Below are 23,686 nucleotides of genomic sequence, written 5' to 3'. Positions count from 1 at the left end.
CCGGGCGCCGCGGGTGACCGACTGTCGAGACTCGGGGAGGCTGGCCGATGACCATGACGGCGGCGGCGTTCTGGGAGTTGCTGGGGCGGGCGGCCGAGCGGCCCACCGAGCGGGAGCGGACCGAGTTCGTGGTGACCGAGTTGGGGCGGTTGCCGAGGGCCAGCGCGGTCGACTTCCACCGGCACCTCGTCGCCGCTCGGGTGGACACGCCCGGGCTGCGGGCGGCGGCTCGGGTCGTGCTCGGGCGGCGGCTCGGGGATGACGCCTACTGGGACTTCCAGCCGTGGTTGCTGTCGCTCGGGCGGACCGCGGTCGAGCGGGCGCTCGCCGACCCCGACAGCCTCGCCGACGTGCCGAGGGTGCAGGCGTTGGCGGGCGGGTGGGCGGTCGCCGACCAGCCAGCATGGCCGTCGCTGGCGCGGGCGGTGCTGGAGGTCTGCGGGCTCGACTGCGAGTGCTTCCCCGCCCCCGACGACGGGCCCGAGCCGCCGCTGCCCCGGCTCGCCGCGCTCTTCGACACCCCGATCCGCCCGGTGCGGAAGGAAACGGACGCGGAGGTTGTTACGGTGGTGTGGTGAACGTCGAGGTGACCCCGCTACCCGGGATAGGCACGCGCCAGGACTTCGTGTCCAAATCCGGCAGGCGGATCGGGGTGATCACGTACCGGGACGGCCACTTCGACCTGATCGTGGCCAAGCGCGAGGACCCGGACTCGTGCATCGCGTCGATCCCGCTGTCCGTCGAGGAGTCCGCCACGCTGGCGAACCTGCTCGGCGCGCCGAGCCTGGTCGCGCAGCTGGAGGAGCAGAACCGGGACGTGGCGGGCGTCACGACCCGGCAGCTCCCGCTGGCCCCGAACTCCCCCTACGACGGGCGCACGCTGGGTGACACCGCCCTGCGCACCCGCACCGCCGTGTCGGTGGTGGCGGTCGTGCGCGGCGGCACCGTGCACCCGTCGCCCCGGCCGGACTTCCGGCTGGCGGGCAGCGACATGCTGGTGACGGTCGGGACGGCGGAGGGCCTGTCCAAGGCCGTCGAAGTCCTCGAAACCGGCTGACCGCGCGTGCACCACACAGCGATCTCGCTGATAGAACTCGGTGCGGTCTTCTTCGGTCTCGGCGTGCTCGGCAGGCTCGCCTGGAAGATCGGCATCTCCCCCATCCCGCTGTACCTCGTCGGCGGCCTGGCCTTCGGCGCTGGCGGGCTGATCCCGCTGGAGGGCATCGAGCCGTTCACCGAGATCGCGGGCGAGATCGGCGTCGTGCTGCTCCTGCTGCTGCTCGGACTGGAGTACTCGGCGGCCGAACTGGTGACCGGCCTGCGCCGCTCGTGGCTGGCGGGCATCCTCGACATCGTCCTCAACACGCTGCCCGGCGTCGCGGTCGCGCTGATGCTGGGCTGGGGGCCGGTCGGGGCGCTGGCGATGGCGGGCGTCACCTACATCTCCTCGTCCGGCATCATCGCCAAGGTCCTCGGCGACCTGGGCAGGCTGGGCAACCGGGAGACGCCGGTGGTGCTGTCGATCCTGGTCTTCGAGGACCTGGCGATGGCCATCTACCTGCCGATCCTGACCGCGCTGCTCGCGGGCGCGACACTGCTCGGCGGCCTGACGGCGGTGGGCGTCGCGCTCATCGCGATCACCGTGGTCCTGGTGATCGCGCTGCGGTTCGGGCGGTTCGTGTCGATGGTCGTCGACAGCCCCGAGCCGGAGGTGTTCCTGCTGCGCGTGCTGGGCGCCGCGCTGCTGGTCGCCGGGATCGCCTCGCAGCTGCAGGTGTCCGCGGCCGTGGGCGCGTTCCTGCTGGGGATCGCGATCTCGGGGTCCACGGCGGAGAACGCCACCAAGCTGCTGGAGCCGCTGCGCGACCTGTTCGCCGCCATGTTCTTCGTGGTGTTCGGCCTGAACACCGACCCGCGCGAGATCCCGCCGGTGCTGGGCTTCGCGGTGGCGCTGGCGGTGATCACGACGCTGACCAAGGTGGCCACCGGCTGGTTCGCCGCCCGCCACCAGGGCATCGGCCGCATGGGCCGGGCCAGGGCGGGCGCCGCGCTGGTCGCCCGCGGCGAGTTCTCCATCGTCATCGCCGGGTTGGCGGTCGGCACGGGGGCGGTCGATCCCCAGCTCGCCCCGCTGGCGACGGCGTACGTCCTGCTGATGGCGATCCTCGGACCCATCGCGGCGCGCGTGGTGGAGCCGGTGGCCATGGCGGTGCAGCGCCGGGTGCGCCCGGCGACGGCCTAGCCGCCCAGTTCGGCGATCAGCAGGCCGCTGCGCGGCTTCGGGGTGAAGTACGTGCTCTTGCGCGGCATCCGCCCGCCCGCGGCGTGGACGGCCAGGACGTCCGGCAGCGGGACCGGCGCCAGGTAGAGCAGGACGTCGGCGTCGGGCGGTTCACGGCCGTCGGGGAACGTGCGGACCTGCGGACCGGCCGGGTCGATGCCCGCGGCGGCCAGCAGGGACTCCAGGACTGCGTGATCGATGACGCCGTCCTCGCGCGGCAGCGTGATGACGTAGCGGTCGCCGCGCAGCTGGGCCACGAGGGTGCCCGGCTGCGTCGGCGGCATCGCGTCGGGCGCCCGCCGGATGTCCAGCCCGCGCCACGCGTCGAGCAGCGCGGCGGGGTCGACGCCGCGCAGGACGCGGTGGAACCCGCGGATGCGCAGGTCCGGGCCCGCGGTGACGAACGCGAGCAGGCCGCCCGCCTGGGCCGCGGCGGCGACGCGGTGGTTGCCGTCGGCCACCATCAGCGGCGCGGCCGACGCGACCGCCAGCAGCTCCGGCGAGTCGACCAGCCACAGCCGGTGCCTGCGCCCCGAGGTGTCCACAGTCGACACGGCGGGCGGGCCGGTCGTCGCCGAGGCGACGGCCGCGGTCAGCTCGGCACCGGAGTGCACGGGGACGAGGAGCGCGGCACTGGTCAGCGCGCCCAGGCCGGACAGCACGCGCGCCCGCTCGGCGACGACGTCGGGGAAGACGTCCTCGCTGTGGCGGACGAACTCCGGGTCCGGCTCGACCATGCAGAGCAGGCCGATCGCGGAGCCGTCCGGGCCGTCGACCTGGTACGGGGCGATCACGTCGGTCACCGGCCGGTAGGCCTGGCGGGTGAGCTCCCGCAGGGCCGCCCTGGCCGACGGCAGCGCGTCGTCCAGGGTCAGCCCGGCGGCGATGGCCGCAGGCGTGCGGTGCGGGTGCTGCACGGCGAGCAGCGACCCGGCGGACGCGCGGGCCAGCGCCGTGGTGACGCTCACCTCGTCGGCGAACTCGTCGACGTCCGGGCCGGGGACCTCGCCGCGCACGACCCATCCCCGGGTGATGGGGCGCAGCACCCTCAGAGCCCGACCGCGCCGTAGAGGGAGCCGACCTCGGCGCGGTTGAGCGCGCGGATCGATCCGGGCCGCTGGTTGCCGAGCGCGACGTCGGCGATGCGGGTGCGCACCAGGCTCTGCACCGGGTAGCCCACCTCGGCCAGCATCCTGCGGACGATGTGCTTGCGGCCCTCGTGGATGACGACCTCGACGAGCGCGCGGTGGCCGTAGTTGTCGACCAGCTTGAAGGAGTCGACCTTGACCGGGCCGTCCTCCAGCATGATCCCCTGGCGCAGGGTCCGCCCGACGTCGCGGCCGACCGGGGCGGGCACCTCGGCGAGGTAGGTCTTCCTCACCTCGTAGGAGGGGTGCATGAGGCGGTGGGCCAGCTCGCCGTCGTTGGTCAGCAGCAGCAGGCCCTCGGTGTCGGCGTCGAGGCGTCCGACGTGGAACAGCCGCTCGGTGCGCCCCCGGAGGTAGTCGCCGACGCAGGGCCTGCCCTGGTCGTCCTCCATGGTGGAGTGCACGCCGCGCGGCTTGTTCAGGGCGAGGTAGACGCGGTCGTCGCGCACGTTCACCCTGACCCCGTCGACGTGGATCACCGCCGTCAACGGGTCGACCCTGCGGCCCTGCTCGCGCACGACCTCGCCGTCGACGCTCACCCGCCCCTGATCGATCAGGTCCTCGGCGGCGCGGCGCGAGGCCACCCCTGCCTGGGACAGCACTTTCTGCAGCCGGATCCCCTCGGCTGACGGGTTAGACGACATCGTCGATCGCATCCACTTCTGGCAACAACGGGGCGATCGGGGGCAGGTCCGCAAGGGAGGACAGCCCCAACCGCTCCAGGAACAACTCGGTCGTGCGGTACAGGTGGCCGCCGGTCTCCGGGTCGGTGCCGGTCTCCTCGACCAGCCCGCGCACCACCAGCGTCCGCATCACGCCGTCGACGTTCACCCCGCGCACCGCGGCCACCCGCGAGCGCGTCACCGGCTGACGGTAGGCGATGACGGCCAACGTCTCCAAAGCGGCCCTGGTGAGCTTGGTCCGCTGGCCGTCGAGCAGCAGCTTCTCGACGTAGGGCGCGTAGACGTCGCGGGTGTAGAACCGCCACCCCTCCCCGGACCGCCGCAGGTCGATCCCAGCCCGCCGCGCGGTGTACCCGTCGGCGAGACGGCGCAGCCCTTCCCGCACCCGCTTGACGGGCTGGTCGAGCGCCCCGGCCAGGGCGCCATCGTCGATGGGCGCGTCGACGACCAGCAACACGGCCTCGAGCGCGGCGTCGAAGACGTCGTCGTCCGCCAGCGGGGGCTCGTCGCCGACCGGGACGAGGTCATCGGCGGGTGCTTCGGGAGGGAGGGCGCCGGTCTCGTCCGGACCGCCAGCGGACGCCTCCGTCCCGGCTGCCCCCTGCCCAGACCCCCATGACCCGGCCTCGGCTCCCGCCACCGCATCGCCCTCGGCGATCGCCGGTTCGTCCGCAGCCTGCTCGACGGCAACGTCCGGCCTTTCGGCCTCCGGCGCGGGCGCGGGCTCCAGCTCGGCCACCTGCTCGGGCTTCGGCTCAGCCTCGGCCGCCAGCTCGGGTTCTGCCGCTGGCTCGGACTCGGCCTCCGGCTCCGGCTCGGCCGCCGACTCGGGCTCCGGCTCGGGCGCCGGCTTCGGCTCGGGCGCCAGCTCAGACTCGGCCGCCAGCTCAGGCTCCGGCTCGGACGCTGGCTTCGGCTGGGACGCTGGCTCGGGCTCGGGCTCGGGCTCGGATGAGTCCGCATCGGGCGGCTCCGCCTCGGCGTGTCGCTCGGTGGTGTCCGCATTGTCAGCAGGGGGCTGTTCGCGGCCAGCCACCTCTCGGGCGGTTCGGCCGGTGGTCTGCGGTCCCGTCCCTTCCGTCCCGGGGGCGGGGTCGACCGGGGCGGTGTCCGTGGCGGGCACGTTGTCCTCGGTCACCCGTACTCCTCTTCCTCGTCCGTCACCATCGCCGCGGCCGCCTTGGCCTCCTCAAGCGACCCACCGGTCCACTCCACCCGCAGCTCGCCCAGCGGGTCCTCCTGGGTGAACAGGACCGTCGCCTCCCGGTACAGCTCCAGCAGCGCCAGGAACCGGGCCACCACCTCCATGGTGTGCTCGCAGTCCTCGGTCAGCTGGGCGAAGGTCAGCGTGCCGTGTTCGGCGAGGCGGACGCGCAGCAGGGCGGCGGTCTCCCTGACCGACACCTTCCCCATGTGCAGGTGGTCGATCGACACCGTCGGCGGCGGCTTCGGGCGGAACACGGCGGCGGCGATCTCGGCGAACCTGGCCGGGTCCACGCCCAGCATGACCTCGGGCAGCAGCTCCTGGAACCGGTCCTCCAGCGCCACCGACCGCGGGTAGCGCCGCAGGGCGCCCGCCTCCAGCTCGCCGAACAGGGCCGCCACCTGCTTGTATGCCCGGTACTGCAGCAGGCGGGCGAACAGCAGGTCCTTGGCCTCCAGCAGGGCCAGGTCCTCCTCGTCCTCCACGTCGCCCGCGGGCAGCAGGCGGGCGGCCTTGAGGTCGAGCAGGGTCGCGGCGATGACCAGGAACTCCGTGGTCTCGTCGAGGTCCCAGTCCGCGCCGAGCGCCCGGATGTGGGCGATGAAGTCGTCGGTCACCCGGTGCAGCGCCACCTCGGTGACGTCGAGCTGGTGCTGGGAGATCAACTGCAACAGCAGGTCGAACGGCCCCTCGAAGTTCGCCAGCCGGACGGTGAACCGGCCATCGGCGGGCGGGTCGGACACGGCGGTCACGGCCCGCTGTCCTGGCGCAGCCGCCGGACCAGCACCGAGTCCGCGCCGTTGTCGGCCAGGTCGGCCAGCACGACGGCCACCGCCTCGCGCACCACGCGGCCGCGGTCCACCGCGACGCCGTGGTGGGCGCGCAGGGCGAGGCGGGCGTGCTCCAGGGCCAATAACTCCTCGTCGGAGACGTACACGGTGATCTTGGCGTCGTGCTTCTGCCGGGGCGTTGCGCCGGGGCGGCGGTCGGTCACCGGGCTATCACCTCACGCGCCAGCTGGCGGTACGCGCGGGCGCCCGCGGAACGCGGGGCCCAGGTGGTGATCGGCTCGCCTGCCACGGTGGTCTCGGGGAACCGCACGGTGCGGTTGATGACGGTGTCGAACACGGTCTCGCCGAACGCCTCCACAACTCGCGCCATCACTTCGCGGGAGTGCAGCGTACGCGGGTCGAACATGGTGGCGAGAATCCCGGTGATGTCCAGCTTGGGGTTGAGCCGTTCGCGCACCTTGTCGATGGTGTCGATCAGCAGCGCGACCCCGCGCAGGCTGAAGAACTCGCACTCCAGCGGGATGAGCACGCCGTCGGCGGCGGCCAGCGCGTTCACCGTCAGCAGGCCGAGCGACGGCTGGCAGTCCACCAGCACGAAGTCGTAGTCGGCGACGATCGGCCGCAGCGTGCGCAGCAGCGCGTGCTCGCGCCCCACCTCCGACACCAGCTGCACCTCGGCCGCCGACAGGTCGATGTTGCTCGGCAGCAGGTCCATGTTCTCCACGCACGTGCCCACGACGACGTCGCGCAGTTCGACGCCCTGCCCCATGAGCGCGTTGTAGATGGTGCGGTCGAGCTGGTGGGCCGGGATGCCGAGACCGACCGACAGCGCTCCCTGCGGATCGAAGTCGACGAGCAGCACCCGCCTGCCGAACTCCGTCAGCGCCGCGCCGAGGTTGATCGTCGACGTCGTCTTGCCGACCCCGCCCTTCTGGTTGCACACGGCCAGGACCCGGGCTGGGCCGTGCCGGTCGAGCAGCGGCGGCTCGGGGATGTGCCGCCGCGGCCTGCCGGTGGGCCCGGTTCCGGTGGACGAGACGTCGTCGAGCAGGTCGTCGTCGGCGTCGGACGCGGCGCGGGGCGCGATGGACAGCTCCACCGTGCCGCCGTGCCGCACGCCCGGAGGCGGAAGTGTCGACATGGCGATCTAGCTCCTTGTCGCCTGCGATCGGTCTCCACCGCAGCGTAAGTGCGCGCGGTGGACCCACCAACGCGGCTCGCCGTGCGCAAACGATCGGCGGTTACCGATTCACCCCGGCCAGCGCGCCGACGACGGCGTCGAGGAGACCGGGAAACGCCCGGTCGAGGTCGTCCCTGCGCACCGACAGCATCCGCTGCGTGCCGTCCGGACGGGTGTGGGTGATCCCGGCCTCACGCAGCACCCGCAGGTGCTGCGAGAGGGTCGACTTGGCCACGGACACGGTCAGCGCCCCGCACGGCATCTCCCGCGCGGCCATCAGCTGGGCCACGACGGCCAGCCGGGTCGGGTCGCTGAGCGCGGCCAGCACGGCGGGCAGGCTCAGCTCGCGCGGCTCGTCGACTCCGCTCATGGCCGGACAGCGTAGACCGCGACCGGGGCCGTGTCAGCCATCAGCCGGGTAACGCACCCCCAGGTCAGCGCGGGCGCGGTCCATCAGGCCCATGATGGCCACGGTCTCGGACAGCGGGACGAGCGGGCTCTCGGCGAGACCGGCGCGCAGGCAGCGCTCCACCTCGGCCACCTGCGGGCCGTAGCCGTTGCCGGGCAGCGGCTCGGTGAGCACCTCGGTGCCGCCGCCCCGGGTGTGCACGGTCAGCTCGCACGGCCGGTAGAGCGGGGTCCCGACGCGCAGCCAGCCCTCGGTGCCGATCACGGTGGCCTGGCAGGGCGTCTGGGCCTCGGTGGTGCAGGCGACGTGCGCGTGGCGGTCGTCGTCGTAGGACCACTGCATGGCCAGCGTCGCGTCCGAGCCCGTCGGCGAGAGGTGACCGGTCGTGGCCACCCCGGTCGGCGCGCCCAGGAACATCCAGGCGAACGTCGCCGGGTAGACGCCGAGGTCGAGCAGGGCGCCGCCGCCCGCGTCGAGGTCGAACAGCCGGTGCTTGGGGTCGTAGGCGAACCGCTGGCCGTGGTCGGCCGTCACGCTGAGCACGCGGCCGATGGACCCGCCCCGCGCCATCTCCAGCGCGCGCCGCACCAGCGGGTTCATCCGCATCCACATGGCCTCCATGCAGAACACGTCCCGCGCGGCCGCCGCGGCGACGACCTCCTGCGCCTGCATGGCGGTGAGCGTGAACGCCTTCTCCACCAGCACGTTCTTCCCGGCCTCGATGGCCAGGAGCGCGTGCTCGTGGTGGTGGGCGTGGGTCGTGGCGACGTAGACGACGTCGAGGTCCGGGTCGGCGACGAGTTCGGCGTAGGAGCCGTAGGCCCGGGGCGCGCCCAGGCGGTCGGCGAGCTTGCGCGCGCGGTCGAGGTCGCGGGCCCCGACGGCGGCCACTTCGCTGGACGGCGACGCGGCGATGTCGGCGCCGACGGCACCGGCGATCAACCCGGCGCCGAGGATTCCCCATCGCACTGGACGGTCGGAAGGCACAGAGGTGGGCACGATTCAGAAGGCTACCCCAGCGCGCGCGGGTGAGCGCTGACATATACCTCCTGCAATGTCGTGACGGTCACCAGCGTGTAGATCTGCGTGGTCGTCACCGACGCGTGCCCGAGCAGTTCCTGGACGACCCGCACGTCCGCGCCGCCTTCCAGCAGGTGGGTGGCGAACGAGTGCCGCAGCGTGTGCGGGGAGACCGACGCGCTGATCCCCGCCGCGTCCGCCGCGGTCTTGAGCGCGGTCCACGCGCTCTGCCGGGACAGCCGTCCCCCGCGCACGTTCAGGAACACCGCGGGCGAGCCGCGCCCGCCCGAGGCCAGCGCGGGCCGGGCGCGCACCAGGTAGGCGTCGAGCGCGGCCAGTGCGGGGCGGCCGATCGGCACGATCCGCTGCTTGCCGCCCTTGCCGTCCAGCCGGACCGCGCGGTCGGTGGCGTCGATGTCGTCGAGGTCGAGCCCGACGGCCTCGGAGATCCGCGCGCCGGTGGAGTACAGCAGTTCCAGCAGCGCGCGGTCGCGCAGCCCGCCGGGCCCGTCGGGGGCGGGGGTGTCGAGCAGGCGCAGCACGTCGTCGACCGGCAGCGCCTTGGGCAGCCGCCGCGGCGGGGTCGGCGGCTTCACCTCGCGCGCCGGGTCGTGCGGCACCAGCCCGTCGAGCACCGCGAACCGGTGCAGGCCCCGGACGGCGACGAGCGCCCGCGCTGCCGAGGACGCGGCCAGCGGCGGATGCTCCTCGGTCCCCTCCCGCAGCGCGGCCAGGAACGCCGACACGTGCCGCTCGGTGACGTCGGCGAGATCGTCGACCCCGTGCCCGCTCAGGTGGTCGCGGTAGCGCCGCAGGTCGCGGGTGTATCCGTCGAGGGTGTTGGCCGCGGTTCCGCGCTCGACCGCCAAGTGGTCGAGGTAGCCGTGGATCACGTGCTCGACACGGGTGGACGCCACCCGGGCGAGGGTAACGGAACGTCAGCACCCCGCCGTTCGTCTAGTAGTCGTGGGGACGATGAACGAGCCAGGGGGAGACGCGCTGCGGATCGGCACCGCCGAGCGCGAGGACGCCATGCGCCTGCTCGGCGAGCACTTCGCCGCGGGCAGGCTGCAGATGGGCGAATACGAGCAGCGCCTCGACGCGGTCACCACCGCGGTGACGCGCGGCGACCTGCGCGGGCTCTTCGCCGACCTGCCGCCGCCCTACCCGGCGTTCATGGCCCCGCCGCTGTGGGCCGCTCCCCCGCCGCGGCCGATGCCCGCGTACCCGCCGCACACCTACCCCGCCCCCGCCGCGTACGACCCGAACCGCTCGCCGAAGTCCAAGCTGGTCGCGGGCCTGCTGCAGATCTGCCTGCCGTTCGGCGTCGGCCGGTTCTACACCGGCCACCACGGCATCGCCATCGCCCAGCTGCTGACCTGCGGCGGCCTCGGCATCTGGTCGATGATCGACGGCATCATCCTGCTCGTCACCGAGTCGACCGACGCCGAGGGCCGCAGGCTGCAGGACTAGTGCCGGTCGGTGAACGCCGTCGGCCGGTCGAGCCACGGCGCGTCGGCGGGCCTGGCCCGCACGGCCCCGGAGAGCGCGGCGTGCGCGGCGAGGATGCCGGAGACGGCCGCGGCGTTGACCACCTCGCCCGCCATCGTCATCCGCACGGCCTCGGCCAGCGGGACCCGGTGGACCTCCAGGTCCGCCTCCTCCTCGCCCATGTGCTGGCGGGCGGTGTCGCTGAGCCCGGTGGCCAGGTAGACGCGCAGCACCTCGTCGGTGAAACCGGGCGAGGGCGCGACGTCGACCAGGACCGACCAGTTCGCCGCGGTGACCCCGGCCTCCTCGACCAGCTCGCGCTTGGCCGTGGCCAGCGGGTCCTCGTCGGCCCGGTCGATCAGCCCGGCGGGCAGCTCCCACAGCCGCTTGCCCAGCGGGTGCCGGTACTGGTGGATCAGCACGACCTGGCCGTCGTCGTCCACCGCGGCGACCGCGACGGCGCCCAGGTGCTCGACGACCTCGCGGCTGTGCACGCTGCCGTCGGGCATGCGCACCTCGTCGACGCGCAGGGCGAGGATCCGCCCGACGTGCACGTCGCGAGTGGACACGACCTCGAACACGTGCCGCTCGTCCGACGCCGCGCTCACGCGTTCACCGTCTCCGCGACCGGCTCGTCCATCTCGACCGGCAGGCGCTGGGCGCGCAGGTGGTCGACGGCGGCCTTGATGAACCCGGCGAACAGCGGGTGCGGGCGGGTCGGGCGGCTCTTGAGCTCCGGGTGGGCCTGGGTGCCGACGAAGAACGGGTGCGTCTTGCGCGGCAGCTCGGCGAACTCGACCAGGCGGCCGTCCGGCGACGTGCCGGAGAACACCATGCCCGCCTTGGTGAGCCGGTCGCGGTAGGCGTTGTTGACCTCGTAGCGGTGCCGGTGCCGCTCGGTGACCTCGCGGGCGCCGTAGACCTCGGCGACGACGGAGCCGGGGGCGAGCACGGCCGGGTACGAGCCCAGGCGCATGGTGCCGCCCATGTCGCGCTCGCCCGCGACGACGTCCTCCTGGTCGGCCATCGTGGAGATGACCGGGTTCCCGGTGGTGTCGTCGAACTCGGTGGAGTCGGCGTCGGCGATGCCCGCCAGCGACCGCGCTGCCTCGATGACCATGCACTGCATGCCCAGGCACAGCCCGAGCAGCGGGATGCCGTTGGTCCGGGCGTAGGTGATCGCCCCGATCTTGCCCTCGATGCCGCGCACGCCGAACCCGCCCGGGATCAGCACGCCGTCCACACCGGACAGCGCGGCGGCCGCGCCAGCCGGGGTCTGGCAGTCGTCGGAGGGCACCCAGCTGATCTCGACCTTCGCGCGGTGGGCGAAGCCGCCCGCGCGCAGCGCCTCGGTCACCGACAGGTAGGCGTCCGGCAGGTCGACGTACTTGCCGACCAGCGCTACCCGCACGGTCTCCTTGGGCTTGTGGACGCGGTCGAGCAGGTCGCCCCACACCGCCCAGTCGACGTCGCGGAAGGGCAGGCCGAGCCTGCGCACCACGTAGGCGTCGAGGCCCTCGCGGTGCAGCACGCGGGGGATGTCGTAGATGGACGGCGCGTCGGGGGCGGCCACGACCGCGTCGGTGTCGACGTCGCACATGAGCGCGATCTTGCGCTTGAGCCCGTCCGGGATCTCCCGGTCGGCGCGGCAGACGATCGCGTCGGGCTGGATGCCGATGTTGCGCAGCGCGGCCACCGAGTGCTGGGTCGGCTTGGTCTTCAGCTCGCCGGAGGGCGCGAGGTAGGGCACGAGGGAGACGTGCAGGAAGAACACGTTGTCCCGGCCGACGTCGTGGCGGACCTGGCGGCAGGCCTCCAGGAACGGCAGCGACTCGATGTCGCCGACCGTGCCGCCGACCTCGGTGATGACCACGTCGGGCGTGCGGCCGGCGTCGTCGGGGTCGGCCATCGCCAGGATGCGCGACTTGATCTCGTCGGTGATGTGCGGGATGACCTGGACGGTGTCGCCCAGGTACTCGCCGCGGCGCTCCTTGGCGATCACCGCGGAGTAGACCTGCCCGGTGGTGACGTTGGCGTTGCCCGCCAGGCTGCGGTCGAGGAACCGCTCGTAGTGGCCGATGTCGAGGTCGGTCTCGGCCCCGTCGTCGGTCACGAAGACCTCACCGTGCTGGAACGGGTTCATCGTGCCGGGGTCGACGTTGAGGTAGGGGTCGAGCTTCTGCATCGTCACCCGCAGGCCGCGTGCGGTGAGCAGCTGGCCGAGGCTGGACGCGGTGAGCCCTTTGCCCAGAGAGGAGGCGACGCCTCCGGTGACGAAGACGTGCTTGGTCGTCCGAGCGTGCTGCAACGAGGCTCCCGTGGTGTCCGGCGTCCATCCGCGGCGGGTTTGCCAGCCGCAGTTCCACGGAAGTCCACCCTAACACCTGGTCGCCGCGTCGCAGCACGACCCGTTACGTCACGGCGTCGGCGAACACGCCGTGTTGCCGAGCAGGACCTCTCCGGTCATCCCGGAGCCGGGCTCGAACCGGATCCGCAGCATGGACATCGCGATGCTGCCGTCGTTGGGCGATGAGTAGGTCACGGCGTTGAACGTGGCCGTGGCCAGCAGCGTCTCGTCGACCTTGCGGATCTCGCGGACGTAGTTCTTCGGCACCGGGTCCGGCAGCGCGCTCAGCCCGGACATCCCCTCGTAGGACCAGGTGACGTTCGTGCCGACCTGCGTGCCGGTGCAGGCGACGCGCCACTTGTCGATGCGGATGCGCGGCCCGCCCGCCGGGACCAGCGCCGAGAGCTCGAAGCCGGTCCCCTCCGCGGTGGCGAGGGTCTCGGTGGTGCTGGTGTCGGCGTCGAGGACGGTCCTGGTGCACGAGGACGTGCCGCTGGTGAACTTCACCCCGTAGGCGGCCCGCATGCCTGCGTCGGCGGTCGTCTGGCCGTCCACCGAGCACGGCGCGATGGGCGCGATGGACACCTGGATGTCGTCGTTGCCGAAGGCGGCCGAACCCGTGTCGGCGACACCCGCCGGGTTGGCGGCGAGGGCGGGCGCCGCCGTCGCCGCGATGGCGATGACCGTGCAGGCGCCGATTCTCTTGAGCATGGCGAATCCCTTGGTCGGAGCGTGGACTGCTCGATGATTGACGCGCGGGCGGCGCTACCGACGGGTCCACACGCCCGGGCACACTTTCGAGGACCCGATTCAGCCATCCGTGTCGGCGGTCGTCACTCCTGCGGCGCGCCCGGCGCGACCCCCTGCGCGGTGCCCGCCGTGCCGTAGCGGCCGGACTGGCCGTCGAGCTGCTCGACCAGCGCCAGCACGGTGACGACCCGGCCTGCGGGCGTGTCGACGTTGTCCACCGTGGACAACACCGAGGTGGCCGCCGTGTCGACCCGGACGGCCCCGACGGCGCCCGTGCCGTCCGCGGAGCCCGTGGCGCCCGCGAGCACCGCGCCCGCGCCCGAGCGGTCCACCTGGGTCGCGAAGCGGGCGATGATCGCGGCCCGGTCGCCTGCTGCGTCGCCGGTGTTGGCCCCGCCGGTCAGGACCACGGCCAGCTGGGCGGGCTTGAGGTCCGGTGTGGTCTTGAGGAAGCCGCCGTCGGCCAGCCCGGCCAGCGCCGCCGCGCTCTCCTCCGGGGTCGCCTGCGGCTTGTTGTCCTCCTTGGAGATCAGCAGGACCGGGCCGAGCAGGCCGCCCGCCAGCGTGCCGGGGTCGGTGGCGGTGGGCAGCTGCATGCCCGCGGGCAGCAGCCGGGTGGCGATCTGCTTGAGCTCAGCGGAGCGGGAGTGATCGGCGAACGCGTCGCTCACCGTGACCTCGCCGGTGACGATGCCGCCCGCCGCCTTGACCAGCTCGGTGACGGCGTCGCGGTCCTCCGGGCGCGCGTCCGGGGTGCTGATGAGCACGACGGTCCGCTTGGCCAGCGCGCCGCGCACGGCCATCGGGCCGATCGTGGCGACGAAGGCGTCGGCGTCGGCGAGCCTGCCGTCCATGGCGACCCGATCGGCCTCCAGCCGGGCGACCTCGGTGCCGAGGTCGCTGTTCTCCTCGGACAGGCCGGACAGCAGCGTGCGGCTCAGCGTGGTGGAGCCCAGCACCACCCCGACGGCCAGCGCCAGGAACACCGCGGCGGTCGAGACGACGTGGTAGCGCAGCGAGATCACGAGAACAGCCCCTTGACCCAGTCGATGAGCGAATCGGCGGTCGCGGCCGCCCAGTCCAGGTGCGCGCCGCCGATGCCGGAGACCGCCAGCGCCGCGCCGAGCGCGACCATCGCGGCGATCACCAGCAGCAGGACCGCGCCCGCGGAGACCCGGTTGCGGTGCAGGGTGGCGACGGCCTTGCCGTCGACGAGCTTGGCGCCGAGCCGCAGCCGGGTGAGGAAGGTGGAGGGGTTGGACCCCGACCGGCCGCGGTCGAGGAACTCCCGCAGCGTCGCCTGGAACCCGACGGTGACGATCAGGCTCGCCTCGTGCGCGTCGGCCAGCAGCAGGGCCAGGTCCTCGGGGTTGCCCGACGACGGGAAGGTGACCGCGCCGACGCCGAGGTCCTGGATGCGGGTCAGCCCCGGGGCGTGCCCGTCGGCGTACGCCGGGACGACGACCTCGGCCCCGCAGCGCAGCGTGCTCGTGCTGATGCCGTCGGGGTCGCCGACGATGATGTCCGGCCGGTGCTTGAGCGCGCGCAGGGTGTCGGCGCCGGAGTCGACGCCGACCAGGACGGGCCGGTGCTCGGCGATGTAGCGCCTGAGCCGTTTGAGGTCGGCGGCGTGCTCATGGCCGGGGGCGACGACGAGCACCTGCCGCCCGCGCACCGGCGTCTCCAGCTCCGGCACCCCGACGCCGTCGAGGATGAGCGAGCGCTCCCGGCGCAGGAACTCGATGGTGTTGGCGGAGAACGCCTCCAGCTGGGCGGACATGCCCGCCTTCGCCTCGATCATCTGGTCGGCGACGGTGTTGGCGTTCTGCCTGGTGCCCTGGGCGACCTCGCGCTCGCCGAGGTAGACCGTGCCCTCGTGCAGCCGCAGCCTGCTGCCCTCGCGGATCGCCCGCACCGCCTCCGCGCCGACGTTGTCGATCAGCGGGATGCCCGCGGCGATCAGCACCTCGGGCCCGAGGTTCGGGAAGCGGCCGGAGATCGACGGCGCGGCGTTGACCACGCCGACCACCTCGGCGGCGACCAGGGCGTCGGCCGTCGGGCGGTCGATGTCGATGCGGTCGAGGACGGCGATGTCCCCCGGCGACAGGCGTTTCAGCAGGTCCCCGGTGCGCCGGTCCACCCGGGCGACACCGGTGACCCCGGGCAGCGTCTGGTGTGATCGGCTGAGCACTCCGGGCAGCTTCATGCGCCGATGGTGACAAAGACCCCGCCGTTCGTCGGTGTGCCACGCCGTGTCCGGACGAGTGGCACACCGCCGAACGGGTGATCAGCTCTTGGCGCGCCTGGTCTTCTGCGGGCGCGGCCTGCCGCTCAGCGCCAGGTCGTGCTTCTCGCCGTCGGCGAGGGCCAGCAGCTCCTCGGCGTGCGCGCGACCGGTCTCGGTGGACTCCATGCCCGCCAGCATGCGGGCGAGCTCGATCACCCGCTGGCTCTCGTCCAGCGTGCGCACATCGCTGCGGGTCACGCCGCCCGCCGCGCTCTTGTCGACGACGAGGTGCCGGTCGGCGAACGCGGCCACCTGCGCCAGGTGCGTCACCACGATGACCTGGTGGCTGCGGGCCAGCCGGGCCAGCCTGCGGCCGATCTCGACAGCGGCGCGGCCGCCGACGCCCGCGTCGACCTCGTCGAAGACCAGCGTCGGCACCGGGTCGGAGTGCGCGAGGACGACCTCGATCGCCAGCATCACCCGGGACAGCTCGCCGCCGGACGCGCCCTTGTGCACGGGCAGCGGCTGGGCGCCGTCGTGGGCGACGAGCAGCAGCTCGACCTCGTCGACGCCGTCCGGGCCCGCGTGCAGCCGCTGCCCGTCGACGTCCAGGCCGTGCGGGTCGCCCGCGTCGGCAGGGCGCGGGCGCACGGTGATCTGCAGGCTCGCCTGCCCCATGGCCAGGCCGCTCAGCTCGTCGGTGACGGCCTTGCCCAGCGCCTCGGCCGCGACCCGGCGCGCCGCGCTCAGCTCGGCGGCGATGCCCGCCAGGCGCGTGGCGAGCGCGTCGCGGCGGGCGGCGAGCTCGGCCAGCGCCTCCTCGGAGGTGTCCAGGCCCGCGAGCCGCTCGGCGGCCGTGGCGGCCCAGGCGAGCACGCCGTCGATGTCGGCGGCGTACTTGCGGGTCAGCGCCTTCAGCTCGGCCTGCCGGGCGAGCACCTGCTCCAGCGCGGCCGGGTCGGCGTCCAGGCTCTCCAGGTACGAGGTCAGCTCGGCGCCGATGTCGCCGATCAGCACGGCGGCCTCGGCCAGCCGCGGCTCCAGCTCGCGCAGCCGGGGGTCGTCGCTGCCCGCGAGCCTGCGCTGCGCCTCGCCCAGCAGGCCCAGCGCGCCGGGCGCGTCGGGGTCGCCGTCAGGCGAGCCTGACACCGCGTAGGCGGCGCCGGTGGCGGCCTCGCGCAGCTGCTCGGCGTCGGCGAGCCTGCGGGCGCGCACGACCAGCTCGTCGTCCTCGCCGGGCTGCGGGTCGACCGCGGTGATCTCCTGCACGCCCAGGCGCAGCAGGTCGGCCTCGCGGGCCAGCTCTCGGGCGCGGGCGGTGCGGTCGACCAGCTCTGCGGCGACGGCCACCCACTCCTCGCGGACCCTGCGGTACTCGTCGAGCACGTCGGCGATGTCCTCGCCCGCGTACCGGTCGAGCACGGCGCGCTGCTCGGCGGAGCGCAGCAGGCGCAGCTGGTCGTTCTGCCCGTGCACGGCGATCAGGTGCTCGGCGAGGTCGGAGAGCAGGCCGACCGGCGCGGAGCGCCCGCCGACGTGCGCGCGGGAGCGGCCGTCCGCGGCGACGCTGCGCATGGTGATCAGGGCGCCGTCCTCGTCGGGTTCGGCGCCCGCCTCGGTCGCCAGGGCGGCGGCCCGGCTCCCGGTCAGGTTCTCGAAGCGGCCCTCGACCACGGCCTTGGACTTGCCGCTGCGGACCCGCGACGCCTCGGCCCGGCCGCCGGAGAGCAGGTGGAGGCCGGTGACGACCATCGTCTTGCCCGCCCCGGTCTCACCGGTGACCACGGTGAACCCCGGGTGCAGGTCCAGCGTGGCCTCGTCGATGACGCCGAGGTCCTGGATGCGCATCTCGGCTAGCACACGGCGAACCCTAGCGGTTCCGACCGACGCGTGGGGATGGCGTCACCTCGCCCGCCAGCCCTGCACGGGCAGATCGAACTTGTCGACCAGACGGTCGGTGAACGGATCGTCGCGCAGACGGGCCAGCCGCAGCGGCAGCGCGCCGCCGACGACCTCGATGCGGGCGCCGGGCGGGATCTCGTAGGTGCGGCGGCCGTCACAGCAGAGCACGGCGGGGTGCCCGTCCGGGTCGACCTCCACGGCGACGACGGAGCGCTGGGAGACGACCATCGGCCGGGAGAACATGGCGTGGGCGTTGCTGGGCACGACCAGCATGGCGTTGACGTCGGGCCAGACGATCGGGCCGCCCGCGGAGTAGGCGTAGGCGGTGGAGCCGGTCGGTGTCGCGCACAGCACGCCGTCGCAGCCGAAGGAGGACACCGGCCTGCCGTCGACCTCGATGCGCACGTCCAGGATCCGCTCGCGGCTGGACTTCTCCAGGCTGGCCTCGTTGAGCGCCCACGTGCGGGCCAGCACCTCGTCGCCGAGGTAGGCGGTGACGTCGACGGTCATCCGGTCCTCGACCAGGTACGTCCCGTCGACCACGCGGGCCACGGCGTCGTCGAGGGCGGCGGACTCGGCCTCGGCGAGGAACCCGACCCGGCCGAGGTTGACGCCCAGCACCGGCACGCCAGCGGGCCGGGCGGCCTCCGCCGCGCGCAGCAGGGTGCCGTCGCCGCCGAGGACGAAGACGAGCTCGACGCCCTTGGCGGCGTCCTCGCCGAACGGGACGACGCTGCCGTAGCAGGAGTTGTCCAGGTCGGCGGCCTCGTCGTCGAGCGCGCGCAGCCGGACCCCCGCGCCCGCGAAGCGGGCGGCCACCTTCTCGGCGGTGCGCCGGTTCTCCTCGCGTCCGGTGTGGACGACCAGCAGGATCTCCCTGCCCTGCGCCTCGCTCATGCGGGTCCTTCCCGGACAGCGGTCGCGACCATCTCCTCGGCGTCGACCGGCTCGCCCCGGCGCAGCCAGACGAAGTACTCGACGTTGCCCGACGGGCCGGGCAGCGGGCTCGCGACGACGCCGTGGGCGCGGAGCCCGAGCCGGGCGGCCTGCTCCAGCACCCCCCGCACGGCGTCGGCGCGCAGTTCCGGGTCGCGCACGACGCCGCCGGAGCCGAGCCGTTCCTTGCCGACCTCGAACTGCGGCTTGACCATCGGGAGCAGGTCGGCGTCGGGCCCCGCGCAGGCCAGCAGCGCGGGCAGCACCAGGCCGAGGGAGATGAAGGACAGGTCGGCGACGACCAGGTCCACCGGCTCGCCCACCTGCGCTGGCTCCAGCGCGCGCACGTTGGTGCGGTCCAGCACGGTGACGCGGTCGTCGGTCTGCAGCCGCCAGACCAGCAGGCCGCGGCCGACGTCGGCGGCCACGACGTGCTTCGCGCCCCGGCGCAGCAGCACGTCGGTGAAGCCGCCGGTCGACGCCCCGGCGTCGAGGCAGCGCTTGCCGTCGACGGGGACGGCGAAGGCGTCGAGCGCGCCGATGAGCTTGTGCGCGCCGCGGGAGGCCCAGTTCTCGTCGGCGGTGTCCTCGCGCACGACGATGGGCGCGTCGGCCTCCACGGCGGTGGCGGCCTTGGCGGCGACGGTGCCGCGCACGGTGACCCGGCCCGCGGCGATCAGCGTGCCCGCGTGGTCGCGGGAGCGGGCCAGCCCCCTGCGGACGAGTTCGGCGTCGAGCCGCGCCCTCCTGGGCACGGTCAGACCTTGTCGATGCCGGCCAGCGCCGCCGTCAGCGCGACGTGCACGGCGTCGAACCGGTCCACGTGCTCGGCGACCGGGATCGCGTCGAGCCCGGTCAGTCCCGCGAGCGCGGCGTCGATCGCGTCGTCGTGCGTCGGCGGCGGCCCGGGTCGTGGGGTGTCTGGGTGCACGTCCACCAAACTATCCGATCTCGCGGCCGGTGATGCCCAACGCCGTCATGGCGCGGTCGGCGGCGTCGTCCGCCGCGGTGATGCGCGTGGCGCCGGACCAGACGGCGGCGCAGAGCGCGCGCAGCAGGTCCAGCGGGTCGCCGTCGCCGCTGACGCGGCCGTCGCGCACGGTCCAGGTGTCCTTAGGCCCGACGGCGAGCTCGGCTGCGGGGCGGAACACGCCCGCGACGTCCCGCGCGATGTGCGTCGGCCTGCGGTGCGGCTCGGCGGCCAGCAGCGAGGCGGGCGTGTCGACACCGGTCATGACGAACAGCGCGGGCACGCCGACGGCGAGAGCCCCCTCGATGTCGGTGTCCAGCCGGTCGCCGACGACGAGCGGGGACTGCGCGCCCGCCGCCTTGACGGCGGCCTCCATCAGGGGCGCTGCGGGCTTGCCCGCGACGACGGGTTCGAGGTCGGTGGCCGCGCGCAGCGCCGCGACCAGCGCGCCGTTCCCGGGGAGCAGGCCCCGCTCGGTGGGGATGGTCTTGTCGACGTTGCACGCGACCCAGAGCGCCCCGGCCCGCAGCGCGACGGCCGCCTCGGCGAGGAGCGGGTAGGCGATGTCCTGGGCGAGCCCCTGGACGACGGCCGCCGTGTCCGGCCCGGCGTGATCGGTCGGGGTGAGCCCGACGGCGCGCACCTCGTCCGCGAGCGCCGGGGAGCCGACGATCAGCACCTCCCGACCGGGGTCGAGCCGCTCGGCCAGGACGAGCGCACCGGCCTGCGCGCTGGTGCTGATCTCGTCCGGCTCGGCGTCGATCCCCATGGCGGTGAGGTGCTCGGCGACCACCCGGGGCGCCCGGGAGGCGTTGTTGGTGACGAACCGGACAGCCACCCCCTCGGCCCTGACCGCGTCGATCGAGGCGGGGACCCCCGGGATGGCCTGGCCACCCCGGTAGACCGTGCCGTCGAGGTCGAGCAGCAGGGCGTCGCAGGTGTCGAGCAGCCGTCCGGTCATCGCCTTACTCGGCCTTGCCCGGCGCGCCGCCCGTCTGGTCGGCGGGGTCGGCGGACTGGCCGGCGCCGTCCGCTTGGTCGGCGGGGTCGGCGGTCCGCTCGGCGGTGCTGTCCGCCTTGTCAGCGGGGGCGGTTGCCGGGTCGGTGGTGCCGTCCGCTTGGTCGGCGGGGTCGGCTGCCTGGTCGGTGGTGCCGTCCGCCTCGTCGGCGGGCCGGTCGACCGGGTCGGCGGTGGAGATGCGGGCGGCGTCGTCGGCGGGGTCGGACTCGTCGGCGGCGGTGCCGTCCTCTTCGGACTCGTCGGCGCTGTCCTCGGAGTCGCCGGAGTCCGCGCTGTCGGCACTGTCCACGGAGTCCGCGCTGTCCGCCGAGCCCGAGGAGCCCGGGCTGTAGGCCGAGTCCACATCGTCGGCGCTGTCAGCCGAGTCGTCATCGTCCGGGGAACCGGCGCTGTCGGCCGAGTCTGCGGCGGCGGGGCTGTCGGCGCCGTCCTCGTCGGCGTCCTCCGCCTTGTCCTCAGCCTCGGGCGCTGTGGCGTCGGGCTGGGGAGCGGCGGCTCGGGCCTCGGCGGCGGCGCGCTCGCGCTTGGCGCGGGTCTGGGGGTCCTCCATGAGCTCGACGATCGTCTCGGAGCGGACGGCGGCGACGTCGGACTCGTCGGCGCCGAGTTCGAAGGCACGCTCGGCGGCGTCGGTCTCGCCGTCGTCGTCGGCCTGGGCGGCGGCGAGGAACCAGCGGATGGCCTCGTCGGCGCGGTCGGCCGCGGCGAGGTTGTCCGCGTAGGCGTAGAACAGGCGGGCGCTCCACGGGTCGCGGCGCTTGGGGTCGAGGTCAGGGCCCTGCAGGCCGACGACGGCCGCCTCCAGCTGCCCCATGTCCCGACGCGCGCCCGCCACGACGATGCGCAGCTCGACGGCGACGTCCGGGGGCAGGTCCGGACCGGCCTCGCGGGCCAGTTCCAGCGCCCGCTCCGGGCGGCCCAGGGCGCGCTCGCAGTCGGCCATCACGGCGATGTGCTCGTCGCCGCCGCTCATCCGCCGCGCCGCGCGCAGCTCGGCGAGAGCTTCGGCCCACTCGCCCGCGTGGTACGCCGTCAGCCCGGTGGCCTCTCGCACCACGGCGACGCGCGATGCCCTGGCCCGGGCGTAGCGGGCGTGCTCGAGGGCCCGCTCGGGCTCCTCGTCGATCAGCAGCCCGGCGGCCGCCAGGTGCTTGCCGACCCGCTCGGCGAGCGTCTTGGGCAGGCTCCGCAGCCCGGCCCGCACCTCGACGTCGAGCGCGGTGTAGTCGGCGCCCTCCGGCACGACGGGCTCCCGCTCACGCCGCTGGTCGTCGACCTGCTCGTCGCGCGGACCATCGGCCTGCTCGACCTGGTCGCCCACCGGGCCGACGGCGACGTCCCGCTCCTCGCGGTCCACCTCCGGCGCGCCCGACTCCCCACGCGGCCCGCGGTCGTCCCGCTTGCCGTAGGAACGGTCACTCCGCTGCCCCCGGTCCTCACGACCCCGGTCCCCGAACTTCCGGTCCGCACGCGGCCCGCGATCGTCCCGGTCACCACGAGGGCCACGGTCGGAGCGGTCCCCGTAGGACCCGCGAGGCCCCCGGTCGTCCCGATCACCGAACTTGCGGTCGCCACCGGAACCGCGGTCGTCCCGGTTCCCGAACTTCCGGTCGCCACCAGGACCGCGCTCGTCCCGGTTCCCGAACTTGCGGTCCCCGCCCGGTCCTCGGTCGTTCCGGTCACCGAACTTGCGGTCACCGCCCGGTCCCCGGTTGTCCCGGTCTCCGAACTTGCGGTCGCCGCGGGGGCCGCGGTCGTCGCGGTCGCCATAGGGGCGGTCGGCACGCGGTCCCCGGTTGTCCCGGTCGCCGTAGGGGCGGTCGCCACGGGGTGCGCGGTCGGTGCGGTCGCCGTAGGAGCGGGGGGCGCGGTCGCCGTAAGAACGGTCGCCACGGTCGTCCCGCTTGCCGTAGGGACGGTCGCCGCGCTGGCCGCGGTCGTCGCGGAAGCCGCCCGGGCGGTCGCCCTGGGGCTTGCCGCCGTAGGAACGCTCGCCGCGGTTGTCGTAGCCGCGTCCACGGTCGCCGTAGGAACGGTCGCCCGACGGGCGGCCGCCCCGGTCATCGCGGAACGAACGGTCGCCAGCGCGCCCCTCGCGCGATCCGCCGTAGGAACCGCGGTCGCCACCGAAGCGGTCGTCGCGCTTGCCGCCATACGAGCGGTCGTCACGCGAACCACCGAAGGAACGCTCACCACGCCCGAAGGACCGGTCGCCACCCGACGAGCGGTCGTCGCGCTTGCCACCGTACGAACGGTCGTCACGCGAACCACCGAAGGAGCCGCGCTGCCCGGACCGGTCATCGCGGGAGCCGTAAGGCCGGTCTCCACGCTGCCCGCCGGAACGGTCGTCACGAGAGCCGCCGTACGAGCGCTCGCCGCGCGGGCCACCGAAGGAACGGTCCCCGCGCGGGCCGCCGAAGGACCGGTCGTCGCGCTTGCCCCCGAACGAGCGGTCATCGCGCCTACCGCCGAAGGAACGGTCGTCGCGGGACCCGCCGTAGGAGCGCTCGCCACGCTGGCCACCGAACGAGCGGTCGCCGCGCTGGCCGAAGGAGCGGTCGTCGCGGGACCCGCCGAAGGACCGGTCGCCGCCCCGGAAGCCGCCCTGGGGGCGGTCACCGCGGGGGGCGCCGTACGAGCGGTCGCCGCGGGAGTTGTTGAAGGAGCGGTCCGACGGGCGGTCGCCGCGGAAGTCGCGGTCACCACCTCGGGAGCCGCGGTCGCCGTCGCGGAAGTCGCGGCGGCCGTAGTCCCGGTCGCGGTTGCGGCCGCGGTCGGGGGTGTCGCCACGAGGGCGGATGTCACCGCCGCGGCGGTCGTCGTCGGAGCGGGGACGGCGGGGACCGTCACCCGCGTCACGGCGGGGTTTGCGGTCGCCGCGGTCGCCGCGGCCCTGGTCCGACCGGCGGTCGCCGCGGTCGCGGCCTCCGTCGTCGCGACGCCCGAACTCCGACACCGAATCCTCCTGCTAGCCCGGGCGGGGACAGCCCACCCCACCCGTCAAACGTTGACAGACAACCATGACAGACACAGAAAAGGGGCTTGTGGGCGGGGCGCAGTTGCTACTGCGTCCCCCCACAAACCCCTTCTCGAAAGAAGTCCGGCGGTGTCCTACTCTCCCACACCCTCACGAGTGCAGTACCATCGGCGCTGATGGGCTTAGCTTCCGGGTTCGGAATGGGACCGGGCGTTTCCCCACCGCTAAAACCACCGAAACACTATGAAACAAACAACCCCCGTCGCTCCCGCACACCGAGTCTCCTTGGGTGCTGGGGGGTGGTTGGTGTCTCAGACACCACACAGTGGATGCGTAACATGTTCGTGGC

General features: G+C 73.9%; 23 protein-coding genes, 1 rRNA gene and 1 pseudogene. 4 read left to right on the top strand and 21 right to left on the bottom strand.

The annotated features are described in order from the left end of the window. Positions 1 to 47 precede the first annotated feature (47 nt). Genes IEY98_RS30925 through IEY98_RS30915 form a run of 3 tightly spaced genes read left to right on the top strand, consistent with a single transcriptional unit; the run spans position 48 to position 2,242 of the window. Entirely contained in the window at positions 48 to 578 is a 531-nt protein-coding gene (locus tag IEY98_RS30925) for a DUF4240 domain-containing protein (RefSeq protein WP_189214232.1), read from the top strand. Next, positions 575 to 1,057: a cation:proton antiporter regulatory subunit gene (locus IEY98_RS30920; RefSeq protein ID WP_189214231.1), complete on the top strand. Its 483-nt coding sequence runs from the start codon at positions 575 to 577 to the stop codon at positions 1,055 to 1,057. The genes IEY98_RS30925 and IEY98_RS30920 overlap by 4 nt, the downstream gene beginning before the upstream one ends. Positions 1,058 to 1,063: 6 nt before the next feature. Beyond that, on the top strand, positions 1,064 to 2,242 hold the full coding sequence (locus tag IEY98_RS30915) for a cation:proton antiporter (protein ID WP_189214230.1): 1,179 nt from the start codon (positions 1,064 to 1,066) through the stop codon (positions 2,240 to 2,242). Here IEY98_RS30915 and IEY98_RS30910 read toward each other — a convergent pair. The 9 genes and pseudogenes from IEY98_RS30910 to xerD all read right to left on the bottom strand — a co-directional run bounded on the left by IEY98_RS30910 (position 2,239) and on the right by xerD (position 9,609). Continuing rightward, positions 2,239 to 3,297, bottom strand: a complete 1,059-nt coding sequence (locus IEY98_RS30910) for a DUF1015 family protein (RefSeq protein ID WP_229787785.1) — start codon at positions 3,295 to 3,297, stop codon at positions 2,239 to 2,241. The two genes, IEY98_RS30915 and IEY98_RS30910, sit on opposite strands and share 4 nt — an antisense overlap. A gap of 32 nt (positions 3,298 to 3,329) precedes the next feature. Further along, positions 3,330 to 4,073, bottom strand: coding sequence for a pseudouridine synthase (locus IEY98_RS30905; protein WP_229787784.1), 744 nt, complete (start codon positions 4,071 to 4,073; stop codon positions 3,330 to 3,332). Continuing rightward, on the bottom strand, positions 4,063 to 4,980 hold the full coding sequence (scpB, locus tag IEY98_RS30900) for an SMC-Scp complex subunit ScpB (protein ID WP_373292505.1): 918 nt from the start codon (positions 4,978 to 4,980) through the stop codon (positions 4,063 to 4,065). The genes IEY98_RS30905 and scpB overlap by 11 nt, the downstream gene beginning before the upstream one ends. A 266-nt stretch (positions 4,981 to 5,246) precedes the next feature. Beyond that, complete coding sequence (locus IEY98_RS30895) at positions 5,247 to 6,068, bottom strand: segregation and condensation protein A (protein ID WP_189214228.1); 822 nt, start codon at positions 6,066 to 6,068, stop codon at positions 5,247 to 5,249. Then, positions 6,065 to 6,280, bottom strand: a pseudogene (locus IEY98_RS30890) (hypothetical protein); the annotation flags it as partial. The gene IEY98_RS30895 and the pseudogene IEY98_RS30890, both read right to left, overlap by 4 nt. A 26-nt stretch (positions 6,281 to 6,306) precedes the next feature. Further along, positions 6,307 to 7,248 (bottom strand): ParA family protein, encoded by a 942-nt coding sequence (locus IEY98_RS30885; RefSeq protein WP_189214226.1) that lies wholly within the window; start codon positions 7,246 to 7,248, stop codon positions 6,307 to 6,309. A gap of 100 nt (positions 7,249 to 7,348) precedes the next feature. Next, positions 7,349 to 7,657: an ArsR/SmtB family transcription factor gene (locus IEY98_RS30880; protein WP_189214225.1), complete on the bottom strand. Its 309-nt coding sequence runs from the start codon at positions 7,655 to 7,657 to the stop codon at positions 7,349 to 7,351. 33 nt (positions 7,658 to 7,690) lie between these two features. Next, a complete protein-coding gene (locus IEY98_RS30875; RefSeq protein ID WP_189214224.1) occupies positions 7,691 to 8,665 on the bottom strand; it encodes a Gfo/Idh/MocA family protein in 975 nt (324 codons plus the stop codon). 41 nt (positions 8,666 to 8,706) lie between these two features. After that, positions 8,707 to 9,609, bottom strand: coding sequence for a site-specific tyrosine recombinase XerD (gene xerD / locus IEY98_RS30870; RefSeq protein WP_189214304.1), 903 nt, complete (start codon positions 9,607 to 9,609; stop codon positions 8,707 to 8,709). An 82-nt stretch (positions 9,610 to 9,691) separates the two neighbouring features. On the opposite strand from xerD, the gene IEY98_RS30865 reads away from it, so the two are divergent. Continuing rightward, positions 9,692 to 10,189 (top strand): DUF1707 domain-containing protein, encoded by a 498-nt coding sequence (locus IEY98_RS30865; protein WP_189214223.1) that lies wholly within the window; start codon positions 9,692 to 9,694, stop codon positions 10,187 to 10,189. On the opposite strand, the gene IEY98_RS30860 is transcribed toward IEY98_RS30865, so the two are convergent. The 12 genes from IEY98_RS30860 to rrf all read right to left on the bottom strand — a co-directional run bounded on the left by IEY98_RS30860 (position 10,186) and on the right by rrf (position 23,575). Next, positions 10,186 to 10,815, bottom strand: a complete 630-nt coding sequence (locus tag IEY98_RS30860; RefSeq protein ID WP_229787783.1) for an NUDIX domain-containing protein — start codon at positions 10,813 to 10,815, stop codon at positions 10,186 to 10,188. The two genes, IEY98_RS30865 and IEY98_RS30860, sit on opposite strands and share 4 nt — an antisense overlap. Continuing rightward, positions 10,812 to 12,515: a CTP synthase gene (gene pyrG, locus IEY98_RS30855; protein ID WP_189214222.1), complete on the bottom strand. Its 1,704-nt coding sequence runs from the start codon at positions 12,513 to 12,515 to the stop codon at positions 10,812 to 10,814. Before pyrG ends, IEY98_RS30860 begins: the two co-directional genes overlap by 4 nt. A 108-nt stretch (positions 12,516 to 12,623) precedes the next feature. After that, positions 12,624 to 13,265 carry a hypothetical protein gene (locus tag IEY98_RS30850; protein WP_189214221.1) on the bottom strand — a complete coding sequence of 214 codons (642 nt, stop codon included), beginning with the start codon at positions 13,263 to 13,265 and terminating at the stop codon, positions 12,624 to 12,626. Positions 13,266 to 13,387: 122 nt separating this feature from the next. Continuing rightward, complete coding sequence (locus IEY98_RS30845; protein WP_189214220.1) at positions 13,388 to 14,329, bottom strand: copper transporter; 942 nt, start codon at positions 14,327 to 14,329, stop codon at positions 13,388 to 13,390. Next, positions 14,326 to 15,510 (bottom strand): putative cytokinetic ring protein SteA, encoded by a 1,185-nt coding sequence (gene steA / locus IEY98_RS30840; RefSeq protein WP_189214219.1) that lies wholly within the window; start codon positions 15,508 to 15,510, stop codon positions 14,326 to 14,328. Before steA ends, IEY98_RS30845 begins: the two co-directional genes overlap by 4 nt. Positions 15,511 to 15,591: 81 nt before the next feature. Continuing rightward, on the bottom strand, positions 15,592 to 17,391 hold the full coding sequence (recN, locus tag IEY98_RS30835; protein ID WP_229787781.1) for a DNA repair protein RecN: 1,800 nt from the start codon (positions 17,389 to 17,391) through the stop codon (positions 15,592 to 15,594). 42 nt (positions 17,392 to 17,433) lie between these two features. After that, complete coding sequence (locus tag IEY98_RS30830; RefSeq protein ID WP_189214218.1) at positions 17,434 to 18,330, bottom strand: NAD kinase; 897 nt, start codon at positions 18,328 to 18,330, stop codon at positions 17,434 to 17,436. After that, positions 18,327 to 19,124, bottom strand: coding sequence for a TlyA family RNA methyltransferase (locus tag IEY98_RS30825; protein ID WP_189214217.1), 798 nt, complete (start codon positions 19,122 to 19,124; stop codon positions 18,327 to 18,329). Before IEY98_RS30825 ends, IEY98_RS30830 begins: the two co-directional genes overlap by 4 nt. Positions 19,125 to 19,126: 2 nt before the next feature. Next, positions 19,127 to 19,306, bottom strand: a complete 180-nt coding sequence (locus IEY98_RS30820; protein WP_189214315.1) for a hypothetical protein — start codon at positions 19,304 to 19,306, stop codon at positions 19,127 to 19,129. A gap of 4 nt (positions 19,307 to 19,310) precedes the next feature. Then, positions 19,311 to 20,300 carry an HAD-IIA family hydrolase gene (locus IEY98_RS30815; RefSeq protein ID WP_189214216.1) on the bottom strand — a complete coding sequence of 330 codons (990 nt, stop codon included), beginning with the start codon at positions 20,298 to 20,300 and terminating at the stop codon, positions 19,311 to 19,313. 4 nt (positions 20,301 to 20,304) lie between these two features. Next, on the bottom strand, positions 20,305 to 23,316 hold the full coding sequence (locus IEY98_RS32970; protein ID WP_229787813.1) for a hypothetical protein: 3,012 nt from the start codon (positions 23,314 to 23,316) through the stop codon (positions 20,305 to 20,307). Between the two features lie 142 nt (positions 23,317 to 23,458). Continuing rightward, positions 23,459 to 23,575: ribosomal RNA gene (gene rrf / locus IEY98_RS30805) — 5S ribosomal RNA — on the bottom strand. Positions 23,576 to 23,686: the final 111 nt, after the last annotated feature.

Source organism: Actinokineospora fastidiosa, assembly GCF_014648415.1.
Lineage (GTDB): Bacteria > Actinomycetota > Actinomycetes > Mycobacteriales > Pseudonocardiaceae > Actinokineospora > Actinokineospora fastidiosa.
Note: the sequence above shows the minus strand (reverse complement) of the source record. Positions and strands in the feature narration are given on the sequence as shown.